The 11957-nt window shown below is 53.4% G+C and carries 16 protein-coding genes; 10 read left to right on the top strand and 6 right to left on the bottom strand.

Annotated features, from left to right (window positions below; all coding sequences use genetic code 11):
• The coding region (locus Q394_RS0116485) for a serine hydrolase domain-containing protein (RefSeq protein WP_028490218.1) at window positions 1-1148 on the top strand (1148 nt) is incomplete at its 5' end.
• Here Q394_RS0116485 and Q394_RS20890 read toward each other — a convergent pair.
• Genes Q394_RS20890 through Q394_RS0116470 form a run of 3 tightly spaced genes read right to left on the bottom strand, consistent with a single transcriptional unit; the run spans window position 1104 to window position 2336 of the window.
• Window positions 1104-1637 carry a methylated-DNA--[protein]-cysteine S-methyltransferase gene (locus Q394_RS20890; protein WP_245606809.1) on the bottom strand — a complete coding sequence of 178 codons (534 nt, stop codon included), beginning with the start codon at window positions 1635-1637 and terminating at the stop codon, window positions 1104-1106. The two genes, Q394_RS0116485 and Q394_RS20890, sit on opposite strands and share 45 nt — an antisense overlap.
• Window positions 1634-1909, bottom strand: a complete 276-nt coding sequence (locus Q394_RS20885) for a ribbon-helix-helix domain-containing protein (protein ID WP_038141871.1) — start codon at window positions 1907-1909, stop codon at window positions 1634-1636. The genes Q394_RS20890 and Q394_RS20885 overlap by 4 nt, the downstream gene beginning before the upstream one ends.
• Window positions 1902-2336, bottom strand: a complete 435-nt coding sequence (locus tag Q394_RS0116470) for a putative toxin-antitoxin system toxin component, PIN family (RefSeq protein WP_028490217.1) — start codon at window positions 2334-2336, stop codon at window positions 1902-1904. Before Q394_RS0116470 ends, Q394_RS20885 begins: the two co-directional genes overlap by 8 nt.
• 120 nt (window positions 2337-2456) lie before the next feature.
• On the opposite strand from Q394_RS0116470, the gene Q394_RS20880 reads away from it, so the two are divergent.
• The 3 genes from Q394_RS20880 (at window position 2457) to lepB (ending at window position 4075) form a co-directional block, all read left to right on the top strand.
• The gene (locus Q394_RS20880; protein WP_051543519.1) at window positions 2457-2993 is read left to right on the top strand and encodes an RNA polymerase sigma factor; all 537 of its coding nucleotides are present in this window, start codon (window positions 2457-2459) and stop codon (window positions 2991-2993) included.
• A gap of 2 nt (window positions 2994-2995) precedes the next feature.
• On the top strand, window positions 2996-3226 hold the full coding sequence (locus tag Q394_RS0116460) for a hypothetical protein (protein WP_028490216.1): 231 nt from the start codon (window positions 2996-2998) through the stop codon (window positions 3224-3226).
• A gap of 66 nt (window positions 3227-3292) precedes the next feature.
• A complete protein-coding gene (lepB, locus tag Q394_RS23005) occupies window positions 3293-4075 on the top strand; it encodes a signal peptidase I (protein WP_028490215.1) in 783 nt (260 codons plus the stop codon).
• Window positions 4076-4123: 48 nt separating this feature from the next.
• On the opposite strand, the gene Q394_RS0116450 is transcribed toward lepB, so the two are convergent.
• Window positions 4124-4543, bottom strand: coding sequence for an MAPEG family protein (locus Q394_RS0116450; RefSeq protein ID WP_028490214.1), 420 nt, complete (start codon window positions 4541-4543; stop codon window positions 4124-4126).
• A gap of 93 nt (window positions 4544-4636) precedes the next feature.
• Between Q394_RS0116450 and Q394_RS20875 the strand changes: the two genes are divergently transcribed.
• From Q394_RS20875 to Q394_RS0116420, 5 genes are all read left to right on the top strand, one after another.
• Window positions 4637-5527: a DMT family transporter gene (locus Q394_RS20875; RefSeq protein WP_038141869.1), complete on the top strand. Its 891-nt coding sequence runs from the start codon at window positions 4637-4639 to the stop codon at window positions 5525-5527.
• Window positions 5528-5628: 101 nt separating this feature from the next.
• Window positions 5629-6783 carry an ATP-binding protein gene (locus tag Q394_RS0116440; protein ID WP_028490213.1) on the top strand — a complete coding sequence of 385 codons (1155 nt, stop codon included), beginning with the start codon at window positions 5629-5631 and terminating at the stop codon, window positions 6781-6783.
• Between the two features lie 323 nt (window positions 6784-7106).
• Window positions 7107-7871 carry an arylamine N-acetyltransferase family protein gene (locus tag Q394_RS0116430; protein ID WP_028490212.1) on the top strand — a complete coding sequence of 255 codons (765 nt, stop codon included), beginning with the start codon at window positions 7107-7109 and terminating at the stop codon, window positions 7869-7871.
• 26 nt (window positions 7872-7897) lie between these two features.
• The gene (gene gloA / locus Q394_RS0116425; protein ID WP_028490211.1) at window positions 7898-8293 is read left to right on the top strand and encodes a lactoylglutathione lyase; all 396 of its coding nucleotides are present in this window, start codon (window positions 7898-7900) and stop codon (window positions 8291-8293) included.
• A gap of 22 nt (window positions 8294-8315) precedes the next feature.
• Window positions 8316-8915, top strand: coding sequence for a glutathione S-transferase family protein (locus Q394_RS0116420; RefSeq protein WP_028490210.1), 600 nt, complete (start codon window positions 8316-8318; stop codon window positions 8913-8915).
• Window positions 8916-8969: 54 nt separating this feature from the next.
• Here Q394_RS0116420 and Q394_RS20870 read toward each other — a convergent pair whose 3' ends face one another.
• Both Q394_RS20870 and Q394_RS0116410 read right to left on the bottom strand, forming a co-directional pair.
• Window positions 8970-10334, bottom strand: a complete 1365-nt coding sequence (locus tag Q394_RS20870) for an ATP-binding protein (RefSeq protein ID WP_051543518.1) — start codon at window positions 10332-10334, stop codon at window positions 8970-8972.
• 39 nt (window positions 10335-10373) lie between these two features.
• Window positions 10374-11474 carry an RNA-guided endonuclease InsQ/TnpB family protein gene (locus Q394_RS0116410; RefSeq protein ID WP_038141866.1) on the bottom strand — a complete coding sequence of 367 codons (1101 nt, stop codon included), beginning with the start codon at window positions 11472-11474 and terminating at the stop codon, window positions 10374-10376.
• A 215-nt stretch (window positions 11475-11689) separates the two neighbouring features.
• Here Q394_RS0116410 and Q394_RS0116400 point away from each other — a divergent pair.
• Window positions 11690-11957, top strand: a 268-nt coding sequence (locus Q394_RS0116400) for a transposase (RefSeq protein ID WP_028490208.1), incomplete at its 3' end; no start/stop codon positions are given.

The raw sequence follows: 11957 nt of genomic DNA, 5'->3' as shown, positions 1-11957 counted from the left end.
TAGCGTGCCATGCCTGCCTACTCATTCTGGTGCTTGTGATGCTTGATTATCCCACAAAATGGCGGTTCGGAGGGTTTTTCTACAGCCTCAACGGCGACCTGGAAGCTGCACTGGAACAGGAAATCCACAAGCTCACCCGCAAAGGGCTGACTGGCGGCCTGATCGTCGGTGTTTATAAACAGGGTAAAACATGGGCTAAAGGCTATGGATCAGTCAGCACGCAAAACCCAAGGCCACCGGATGCCGAGGCCATTTTTCAGATAGGTTCGATCAGTAAAGTGCTGACCACCACCACGTTGCAACGACTGTGCGATCAAGGCCAGTTGACACTCGATACCACGCTGGAAACCTTGTTGGATGACTCGCACTCACTCGACCCAAGGGTAAAAACCCTCACCTTGCGGCAACTCGCCACCCACACTGCCGGTTTTCCCCGTGTCCCCAAACCGCTACTGACGAAGCTGGAAGCACGCGTAGGCAAAGACCAGCTAATGGAAAACCCCTATAGCCACCTTGGCGTACCCGAAATTCTTGCGTATTTGCAGAACCCGGTGGGGTTACGCAAACCGGGGCAATTTGCCTATTCCAACTACGGGGTTGGCCTGCTCGGCCATCTGCTGGAAAAGGTGACAGGCACACCATTGGACGCCTTGGTCAAAGAAACCCTGTTGCTCCCACTCAACATGCCCCACACCAGCATCGACCTGCCCCCTGTCATGCAGGAACGCCTAGTGCAAGGCTATGACGGACAAGGCAAGCCTGCCAGCCTCTGGACATTCGCAGCCTTAGGGGGTGCCGGTGCCTTCCATTCCTGCGCGGCGGATATGCTGTCCTTTATTCGTGCCAATCTGGATGGCAATCACCCGCTTACCCCGCTGCTCAAACGCACGCATATCCGGCAAGGCTCAGGCAAGACTGGTATCGGTTGGATACAAGCCAGCCTGCTAGACCGCTTTGTCGGCAACGCCTCCATCGCTTGGCATGACGGGCAAGTCGGCGGTTACAGTGCGTATCTGGCACTTGACCCGCAGACCAATACCGGGGTCGTTGTGCTTTCCGCACAGTCGGTAGACAGGAATATGCTGGGCATGATGCTGATGCGCCTACTCAGAACGCAAAGCTGGCGGCCTTCCCGGCAAGGAGCCTAAACCAGTGAATTGCTCCAAATCCAGCAAAAACTGCTTCGCCGCCAAGCCGCCTGCATACCCCGCCAGCTTGCCCGATTTGGCAATAACGCGGTGGCAGGGAACCACAATGCTGATCGGGTTCAAGCCGTTGGTATGCCCAATCGCCCGCACGGCTTGCGGCTGCCCGATAGCACCTGCCTGTTCGGAATAGCTGCGGGTTTCGCCATAGGGAATGGTACGCAAGGCTTGCCAAGTGCGTTGCTGGAAGTCCGTGCCAGCCAGCAGCAAAGGCACATCAAATGCCTGACGTTTCCCTGCGAAATAGGCTTGCAACTGCGCTATGGTTTGCTCAATCAGCGGATGGGTTTGTTCCTGCACATTGCCTAGGGTGGAACGAATGCGCGGCCAGTTGCCTTCAAATGCCACTGCGCGTAAAGCCTCGGCATCGGCAGCGATAAACAGCCGCCCCACTGGCGCATCCCACGTTTGAAAAAAAATGCCGGAACTCACAATCTGTCCCACTCTGGCAGATCAGGATTATGTGGCACTTTATTCAACAGAAAGGCAATTTTTTGCTTCAAGTCATTGAGGTTTCTACCGCGTAACCGCTGCTCAATACCCGACAAAGTTTCAAGCTGGCTAAGTTGCGTTGTCAGCAGATAATTGGCTAAATTGTTCAGCGAAACACCTTGAGATTTCGCCTGTTGCTCCAAGCGGCTTTTTAATTCATTAGGTACGCGCAAGGTAACAACTTGTGTTTTAAGTAGGCTGGCTTCACTCATGGCTACTTCTCCATCGTTTGCAAAAATCTCTCGGGGTTACAACCTCGAAGGCTGCGCCTCGCCATTCCGCCTGTTTGAAGTCTCTAATATTGGAAGTAATCAGGTAATGGCTATTACTCGTAAACGCACATTCAAAGATGAGATTGTCACCCTCATCCACCAAATTAGGCCGAAGCCGATAGTAAATGGCATGTTTTCGCGCCAATAACAGCAAGGTATCCACGATGTCATCAACGTCCGAAAAACTCAGTTGGTGTAATCGCTGGGTATCAGGGCGCTTGAGTACATCATCGTATTCCAGAACCACTGACGTAGACAGTGCAAGCCTGATTTTTTCCTCTAAAATCAACTGAAAAATAAAATTCGACGCACCATTCGCGCTGATCAATGCGGCCAGTAATACGTTGGTATCCAGTGTGACTATCATGCTTTTGATGATAGCGTATACGCATACAACATTCACGAAAAATGTAAAAGTTGACGGTTACTTGTAACCTTTTCCCCAATCCCCTGTATAACCAGTATCACCCACTAGCCCGGAACCTTTGTGGACATCCAAACCACCCTCCAGCACATCGCCAACGGCAATCGGCAGGCATTCGCGCTGCTGGTAGAGCGTTTTCAGCGCCCGCTGTTCAGCTATCTGGGGCGCATGGGTTTCACGCAGGCACAGGCGGAAGATCTCGCGCAGGAAACCTTCACCCGCGCTTGGCAACACTTGGGGCAATACGATGCACAGCGGGCGGAATTTTCCACCTGGCTATTCACCATCGCCCGCCGCTTAGCACTAAACGAGTTGGAACGCGCCGGAAATCGGCTGGAAACCCACTGGGGCGACAACCCGCCTGACGTTGCCAGCCAAGAACCCACCCCGCTGGAACACACCGAACAACACGAACAGCAACGCCGTTTGCAAATTGCCTTGCAACGCTTGCCGCTATCAGAGCGCAGCCTGCTGGCCTTGGCGTATAGTCAGAGTTTGGACATGAAAGCCATTGCACACATCGAAGGCTGTAGCGAAGGTGCGGCAAAAGTCCGCTTACATCGCGCCCGTGAACAATTACGCCAATGGCTGGGAGCTTAAACATGGCGACAAACGATCCACTGGAACAATTACTGCAAATCGAGCCGTTGCACGTACCGCAAGGTTTCAGCGAACGGGTCATGCAACATATCACCACCCTGCCCTTACCCGCACCCGGTAGCCAACCGCTGGAATGGTTGCAATGGTTGGCGTTGGCAGGTGGTGCATTGGCGGGCATCGGGCAATTACTGAGCTTTGTCTTCGGCGTCTGGGCAGTCAGTACGGCAGGTTAAAACGTTTGTAACCATTACCTACCCCGGCGGTATAAACAGGTATGAATCACAACACTGGAGCTTTTCATGCAACACGACACACTGACTTACAAACGCCGCCAGCCGTGGTTTGCGGCATTCATGTCTCTCATCCTGCCCGGTTATGGGCAACTGTATAATGGCGACATCAATAAGGCGACTTGGCTGTTTCTGGGCTTTTCGCTGCTTGCCATTCCTGTGATGGTGGTGATTGCGCTGTACCTGCCCGTCAGTTGGACATTTCCTACCCTGTTACTGAGTTTGCTCACTATCATCGGGTTGTGGGGGTATAGCGTGGTGGATGCATTCCGTACCGCCCGACGCTTGCAGAATTATGTGCTAAAACCGTGGCAACGCGGTAGTTTATATGTGCTGGTATTGCTGCTGTGCAATGGTATTGCTCTGCCCTTGCTCACCGACTTTGTGCGCGACCATTGGGTGGAATCGTTTCACATCCCCTCCGCGAGTATGCAGCCGACGCTGCTGCCGGGAGATATTTTGTTTGCCGATAAACGTTATAACCGCCCCGGCTTCAAGCAGGCGGTGCAACGCGGTGATATTGCCATTTTCGTGTACCCGAATGACCGCACCACTTACTACATCAAGCGCATTGTCGGCTTGCCGGGGGATGTGGTCGATGTTGACGGTGGCCAATTAACCGTGCCCGCCGGGGAGGTGTATGTCATGGGCGACAACCGCACCGCAAGCAAAGATTCACGTAATTTTGGCACCGTGCCCTTGCAAGATGTGGTCGGCAAAGCGCGGCAGCTCTGGTTTTCCAGCGACACGGGCACGATACGTTGGGAACGTTTGGGCAAGGTGGTGGAATGATCTCGGGATTCCGTAACTGGAATACGGTCAGCAAGCTGTTGACCCTGACTAAGCTGTTACCAAGCGAATAAACAACCACCCCCACATCAGCACCAACAGCGCATAACTGAGCAAAAACACCCGCATCCGCTGGCGCAGCTTGTTGTGGGTCAAGTGAATGGCAGTGTGGGCAATACGGGCGCCAACGTATGCCCAAGCCAGCAACACCAAGCCCCAATCCGCCTGTTGTGTCACATAAGTCAGCACCACCACGACATAAAACAGCAGCGGCATTTCAAACAGATTGTCGTAATGCTGGGTGGCCTGCACCACATAATCCGGCAAACTTGCACCGTGGTTGAGCTTGAAATAGGTGGGTGTCAAACCGGCTTTGACAGCCTTGATCCGGCAGCGCAGCAACCAAATGGCGACCGTGAATGTCAGCAGTGCCATGACGAAGGCGGGGTATAGCACGAGTGTTTGCGACATGATTTTCTCCTTGGGTTTTGCTGTCGATACTAATAGGATGCTCAAGATCATACCCCCATTACTCGGCGAAAACCGTTTGCAGGCAAATAACCCATGAAACCACGCGACCTGTTTGACATGATTCTGCTAGCGGCACTCTGGGGAGGGTCGTTTTTGTTCATGCGCTACGATGCACCAGCCTTTGGCGCTGTGCCGCTGATCTGGCTGCGGATGGCGATTGCTGCCGCTTGCCTAATGCCACTGTTGTTGTGGCGGGGGCATGTCAAGGTGCTGCGGGAACACGCGGGCATGATTACGCTATTGGGGGTCTCCAGTACCGCGCTGCCTTATGTATTGATTGCATGGGCAATGCTGTCGATTACCTCGGGGCTGGCCTCTATCCTGAATGCGGCGACACCGATTTTTACCGCGATAGTTGCTGCCGTGTGGCTACGCGACAAGCTGAGCTATTCGCAAATACTGGGGTTGGTCATTGGCTTTGGCGGCGTGTCGCTGCTGGCGGCGGATAAGGCAGATTTCAAACCGGGTGGCTCAGGCTGGGCGATTATTGCCATGTTACTGGCAGCGTTATTGTACGGTTTTTCCACCAACCTGACCAAACGTTATCTGGGCAAGGTTCCACCACTCGTCAATGCGGCGGGTGCTTCACTGACATCAGCAGTGTTGTTGACGCCGCTGGCATGGTGGTATTGGCCTGCGAAAATGCCGGGGCTGACCGCTTGGCTTGCGGTCATTGGCTTGGGTGCAGGCAGTACTGCGCTGGCGCTGCTGTTGTTTTTCCGCCTGATCGCGAATATTGGGGCTGCCCGCGCCATCACCGTTACGTTTCTGATTCCGCTGTTTGGCATATTGTGGGGCTACCTGTTTCTGCATGAAACGCTGAACGCCGGTATGTTGCTGGGTGGCAGCGTGGTGATTGTGGGTACAGCATTGGCAACGGGTGTGTTGCGGCTTCCCGGTATGGCGGGGCGTACTGCGGCTTGAGAGTGCTTTATAACGAGGATGAGCTCTCACATTTTTGGCTATAGAAACTCCAAAAAACCCTGTAAAATGGCGTTTCAATATCCATTTTACAGGGTAATGTTATGTATAAACGCCTGTTTTCCCCGCCCAACAACAAAAGTTTCTTCCTGTTTGGACCGCGTGGCACTGGAAAAACCACATGGCTCAAAACCTGTTTTACCGATGCCATCTACCTCGACTTTCTCAGGCCAGAGCTATTTCAACGCTTGTTAGGGTCGGAAAATCGGCTGGAAGAATACATTCCAGCCGATTATGCGGGGTGGGTGATACTCGATGAAATCCAAAAAATCCCCAACCTGCTGGATGAAGTCCATCGCCTGATTGAGAGCAACAAAAATCTGCGCTTTGTTCTCACGGGTTCAAGCGCTCGCAAACTGCGCCGCAGCAACGTCAATTTGCTGGCAGGCAGAGCCTTGCAGTACTATTTTTTCCCGCTAACCGTGGCGGAAGTGGGCAAGGATTTTGACCTGCTGAATGCGCTTAAATTTGGGATGCTGCCCTCCATTTTCACCGAAGATAACCCCAAGCACTATTTGCAAGCTTACATCCAAACCTATCTGGAACAGGAAGTTCAGCAAGAAGGGCTGACCCGCAATATCGGGGCATTCAGCCGCTTTCTGGAAATCGCCAGTTTCTCCCAAGGGGAATCGCTGAACATTACCGATGTAGCGCGAGAGGCACACATCAACCGCAAGGTGGCGGAAAATTACTTTTCCATCCTTGAAGATTTATTGATTGCTTATCGGTTGCCCGTGTTCACCAAACGCGCCAAACGCAAAATGACCCAACACCGGAAATTCTATTTTTTCGACACCGGCATTTATTACCACCTGCGTCCCAAGGGTGTACTGGATAGCCCGGAAGAGCTGGAAGGTGTCTGTCTTGAATCCTTGGTATTACAAGAAATCCGCGCCTTGAATGCCTACCATGACTGGGGTTACACCCTATCTTTCTGGCGCACAGCTACGGGGATTGAAGTCGATATTGTGTGCTACGGGGATGAGGGATTTTACGCCATTGAGATCAAGCGCAACCGCACCATTTCAAACAAACATTTGAGCGGTCTCAAAAGCTTCCGGGAAGATTACCCGCAAGCAACCCCCTATCTGGTGTACGGCGGGCAGGATGTACTGGAAATTGATGGTATTCGCGTGATCCCCGTCGTAACCTTTTTACAGGGAATGGCGCAATACTTGGCTCCTACTTCCCCGCATTGATTCAGCAAGCAACGAGGCTACCCAGTATCACCAAAGCCTGTCCCCCCGCCGTCCACGGCTGGGGCAAACAGACTAACTTGGTGGTGCAGTTTATTAAGGATGATTTTTAGCAATGCCGAAGCTGTAAGCAGCGGCAAGTTCAAACAGCGTGGATTCCGGCGCGTAGGAAAACCGTTGCCGGGGGCGCATCAAGGCAGAATCCAGCAAGGGAGGATCTTCAGGCCGCGCTAGTCGATGGGCAATGGTTATTCACCCACAAGGATGGTACAGCGTATGAATAGCCCACCCTTATTTCAATCTTTTGACGACACGAAGGAATACTCATGATTGCCGAGACATTCAACCTCACCAACTACTGCCAGCGCATCGGTTACGCAGGCGAATTACATGCCGACCTTGCCACCGTGCAAGCGCTGATGCAGTACCAGTTACGCAGCGTGCCGTTTGAAAATCTGGATGTACTGGCAGGCAAACCGATTTCCCTAAACCCCGATGATATTGTGGCGAAAATCGTCGGTCGACAGCGCGGCGGCTATTGCTACGAAATCAACGGCCTGTTCGCGCTGGCGCTGCAAGCCTTGGGGATTGAATGGCAGTTTGTAGCAGCCCGCCCGCTATTTTACCCGGTCAAGCGCCCCCGTACCCATGCGGCCTTGCTAGTGAGAGTGGAAGGGGCGGAATGGCTGTGCGATCTAGGTTTTGGCAGCTACGGCATCCGCGCACCGTTGCGGCTGGTGGTGCTGGATACGCCGGTGCAGCAAGATTCCGATACCTTCATGCTCAGTGAAGAAAACGGCGATTTGATCCTCAAAGCGCTGGTGGAAGGCGAATGGGCGAGGCAGTACAGTTTCAACCGTTGCCCGGTAGAATGGATTGATTTCGCCCCCGCTAACTGGATGAATTCGACCCACCCGGATGCGGTGTTTACCCAAAAACCGTTGGTAGTGCGCTTCACGGAAGATGGGCGCAATATCCTGTTTGGCGATGCTTTCAAACAGATTGCGGGTCACACGGTCACCAAACGCACCATTGCTGCGGAAGAACAGGCAATGCTGCTGGCGGAGCATTTCCGTTTGACCGTAGAATGACCCCATCCCACTACCGGAGTTTTACCATGCGAATCCTACACACCATGCTGCGCGTCGGCGACCTTGAACGCTCGATTGCCTTTTACACCAATGTCCTCGGCATGAAACTGTTACGCCGCAAAGACTACCCAGCGGGCGAATTCACCCTCGCCTTTATCGGCTACGGCGACGAAACCGACAACACCGTGCTGGAACTCACCTACAACTGGGGCAAGGACAAGTACGAACTCGGCACAGCCTTCGGCCATATCGCGCTGGAAGTGCCTGATGTCTACGCCGCTTGTGAAAAAATGCGGGCAGCAGGCGGCAAAATCATCCGCGACGCGGGGCCGATGAATGCCGGAACCACCATCATCGCCTTCCTCGAAGACCCGGATGGCTACCAAATCGAACTGATCGGCGCGGATCACCAGCGTACTTGAACAAACCCAAGCGGAACACCCCATGACCCCACTCAAACTTTACAGCTACCCCGTTTCCGGCAACGGCTACAAGATACGTCTGCTGCTCGCCCTGCTGGGGCTAGACTACGAACTGGTGAATGTCGACCTGAAAGCGGGTGAAAACCTCACACCCGAATTCAAGCGACTCAATCCACGAGCGCAAATTCCAGTACTGGCGGATGGCGACACCGTGATCTGGGATTCGATGGCAATTCTGGTCTACCTCGCCCGCCGTTACAGTAACGGCGAGTGGCTGCCGACAGATGTGGCGGCAGAAGCGCGAGTGATGCAATGGCTGGCACTTTCCGAAAACGAATTGCTGTACGGGCTGGCACGGGCGCGGGCAGTGCTCGTGTTGAAACGCCCTTTCAACCTGGAACAGTGCCAGGCAGAAGGCAAAGCCGGGCTAGCGGTGCTGGAACAGCAGCTTGCCGGGAGTGACTGGCTGGCTAGCGACAGGCCGACGATTGCGGATATTGCGTGTTATCCGTATGTGATGTTGGCTCCCGCTGGTGAAATCAGCCTTGAAGATTATCCCCATGTGCAGCAGTGGTTGGCTCGGGTGGAAGCATTGCCGGGTTGGGTTCCAATGACTGCCTGAAAGCGCGGGATGGCGACAAACTGAATTTGAGCATAGATTTCCCCGGTCGTGCGCCTATCCGCTTGCAGGATATTGGCATGAGTCATACGCTACAACCACCCTGCGGCACTCCCCTGCCAAATACAGCGGCAACGACAGCAACACGTAGTTTTTCGTCTGCCCATTGTCCAGCGGATGCACACCTTCCAGCACACTAGGCAAATCAGCATTGAAACGCACCGCCAGCGGGCTGGGCTTTTCTTTCAGGAACAAGTGCAGGGATTTCAGCGAGCCGCTTTTCCCCGCTTTGACCTCGACGGGGACAACGTGACGTTCACAAGCAATCACAAAGTCCACTTCCGCCGAACTCGAACGCTGTTCCCGCGCCCAGTAATGGATGTAAGGGTGTTCGTGCGCCTCCAGACTGTTCAGCAGGGCTTGCCCAACGTATTGCTCGGCAAGCGCCCCGGCATTTACCAACATCAGGTCTTCTGCCTGCAATGCCTGATAGCTCAGGTTCAGCACGCTGGAAACCAGCCCTGCGTCCAGAAACAACAACTTGAAAAACGAGGGGTTTTCTTCCGCACTCAGCGGCAAGCCGTTAGCAGCGGTGTGGGTGACTTTAGTGATGACCCGTGCTTGACACAATTGCTCGATAACCTGCGCCACATCAGCCGCTTTGCGTTCGCGGTACATGTCCACGTATTTTATTTTCTGCCCCAACACCGCAGGCACTTTACGGAAAACGGTGCGAATCAGTTCCTGATCGTTGGCTTTCGCATACTTGGCGAAATCATCAGTAAACGTTGCCAGCAAGTCCTGTTTGATTTCCTCGCACACCTGATAACTGCCGGATTGGGCAAAAGCCGCCACCGCTTCCGGCATTCCGCCAACTGCCATGTGGCGGCGTAGCCATTGCATCAGCTCGGTGTGCAAGACGGGCGGAATCACCATGCCCACTTGCCACGTTTTGACAAATTGGGCGAGTTTATCCTTGCCCACGGCTACCAGAAACTCGGTGAAATTCATCGCGCCCATGTGCAGGTAACTGATGCGTCCGACCGGCATGGAAAAACTGGGTGATGCCAGTTCAAAATCCAGCAACGAACCCGCAGCAATAATGTGCAGATCAGGCATTTCCTCGTAAAAATAACGCAATGCACCCAATACGGCGGGTTGTGCCTGTATTTCGTCAAGGAACAGCAGCGACTTGCCGGGCGTAATGCTCTGATTGAACAGCAATGCCAGCATATTGACAGCCTGTGCCGGGTCTTTGCTGGTAAAAACTTGCGCATATTCGGGATTACGCTCGAAATTGAGCAATACCAATTCCAGCCCTGATTGCTGGGCAAACAGGTTGACCAAAGTACTTTTACCGACTTGGCGTGCACCGCGAATGATCAGGGGTTTGTGCTTAGAGCGTTGTGCCCAGTTTTGCAACCACGTGAGTTGTTCCCTATACTTGACACCATCCCCGCCCTAAAGGGCGAGGATTCCTCCTGCGAGACGGCTATGCCCAGCCGCGAGAATGTTGCGGGCTGCATTGACATCTCTGTCGTGCAGCGTGCCACAGTCGGCACACATCCACTCCCTTATTCCAAGCCCTGCTCTACCTTTCGGACTGTTGGCGGAAAGATTTCCGCAACACGAACACGTCTGGGTACTGTACGCTTCGTTGACTTCTTCAAACACCACTGACCGCGCGATCGCTTTGTATTTCAGTTGGGTTTTAAGCATGAACCAGCCTGCATCCAAGACGCTTTTCGCCATCGTGGTTTTTGCGAGGCCAGCACTGCTGACGTTGCCGACGAATATGACACCGTGCTGTTGCACCAGTGCGGTGGTGAATTTGTGGGTGTCGTCCTTGCGTTGATGTTTGATTTTGGCATGAATGGCTTTCACGCGCCGTTTTTGTTTGGCGCGTTGGGCTTTTCCGAGTTTCACCTCAAGATTTCGGTAACGCTGCTGGCGTTCCAGCACCCTGCCATCGCTACAAGTGGCCGTGGTTTTTAAGCCAAGGTCAATACCAATCGCGGTTTGGCTTTCATTTGTAACAACTTCAACCTGCACCACCACATTGAAATACCAACGTCCCCGCGCATCTTCCGTGAAAGAGCCAGACCTGAAAGCGTATTGTGACAAGCCGTAACTGTCCCACACTTTGAAAAAATGTTTGTTGTAACGGACTTGTCCGTCCTTCCAAACCGCCGCACCCGACTTGAAGGGAATCCAGCCCAGCGAACGTTGGGAGCCACCGGAAATCCGCCAGCGCAATTTGTCTTTTTTGAACTGTTTGCGGGCTTTCGCGTGGGCCTCAGTGACTTCTTGCACGGTTTGCGAATGCAGGGTGAAGCCGCGCTCTTTTTTGTACGCAGCCTGCTGTTTGGCGAGGTCGAAAGCAGTGATGTTGCTGCGTACCCAACCCACGCCGGGAATGGCGATATTGCTGTATTCTGCCGTGTAAGCATTAGCGAAATTCCACACCTGATTGCACTCAAACGCCCACTGGCGCAACACGGGCGCGTGTTTGTCGCGGATGCGAACTTTGAGCGTTTTCAAGGTGGTGGTGATAGGATTCATGGGGTAGAGTGTAGAGGCATGACGGTAAAAAACCACTGGATGAACGACACTTCATCAAAGAAAGTCGAAGACGCTTATATCCTCGCCCTAAAGGACAAGGTTTGACGCGATTATTGATAACCGTGAAATCATCCGTTGAGGCTGTAGAAAAACCCTCCGAACCGCCATTTTGTGGGATAATCAAGCATCGCAAGCACCCGAATGAGTAGGCAGGCATGGCACGCTACAAACCGATTCATCAAGGCGTAAAACTGTTGGCTGTGGACTTTGACCGGCAAATCCTGCCGGGTACATTTGAATACGCGCTACGTCATTTGGTGGATAAGGAACTTGACCTTGAAGACTTCCACCAGCGTTATAAGAATGATGTGCAGGGCGCAGCCGCTTTTGACCCAGCGGTGTTACTCAAAATCATCCTGTTAGCTTACAGCCGTGGCATTATCAGTAGCCGCAAAATCGAATCAGCGTGCCGTGAGAATATGC

This window comes from Thiothrix lacustris DSM 21227, from assembly GCF_000621325.1.
GTDB lineage: Bacteria > Pseudomonadota > Gammaproteobacteria > Thiotrichales > Thiotrichaceae > Thiothrix > Thiothrix lacustris.
This window is presented reverse-complemented; position numbering and strand designations above follow the sequence as displayed.

Excerpts from the sequence above, each read along its gene's own strand:
- Q394_RS0116430 (WP_028490212.1), top strand. The coding sequence starts at position 7,107 with ATGATTGCCGAGACATTCAACCTCACCAACTACTGCCAGCGCATCGGT.
- Q394_RS0116470 (WP_028490217.1), bottom strand. The coding sequence starts at position 2,336 with ATGATAGTCACACTGGATACCAACGTATTACTGGCCGCATTGATCAGC.
- Q394_RS0116460 (WP_028490216.1), top strand. The coding sequence starts at position 2,996 with ATGGCGACAAACGATCCACTGGAACAATTACTGCAAATCGAGCCGTTG.
- Q394_RS0116450 (WP_028490214.1), bottom strand. The coding sequence starts at position 4,543 with ATGTCGCAAACACTCGTGCTATACCCCGCCTTCGTCATGGCACTGCTG.
- Q394_RS0116440 (WP_028490213.1), top strand. The coding sequence starts at position 5,629 with ATGTATAAACGCCTGTTTTCCCCGCCCAACAACAAAAGTTTCTTCCTG.
- Q394_RS0116420 (WP_028490210.1), top strand. The coding sequence starts at position 8,316 with ATGACCCCACTCAAACTTTACAGCTACCCCGTTTCCGGCAACGGCTAC.
- Q394_RS20875 (WP_038141869.1), top strand. The coding sequence starts at position 4,637 with ATGAAACCACGCGACCTGTTTGACATGATTCTGCTAGCGGCACTCTGG.
- Q394_RS0116410 (WP_038141866.1), bottom strand. The coding sequence starts at position 11,474 with ATGAATCCTATCACCACCACCTTGAAAACGCTCAAAGTTCGCATCCGC.
- lepB (WP_028490215.1), top strand. The coding sequence starts at position 3,293 with ATGCAACACGACACACTGACTTACAAACGCCGCCAGCCGTGGTTTGCG.
- gloA (WP_028490211.1), top strand. The coding sequence starts at position 7,898 with ATGCGAATCCTACACACCATGCTGCGCGTCGGCGACCTTGAACGCTCG.
- Q394_RS20885 (WP_038141871.1), bottom strand. The coding sequence starts at position 1,909 with ATGAGTGAAGCCAGCCTACTTAAAACACAAGTTGTTACCTTGCGCGTA.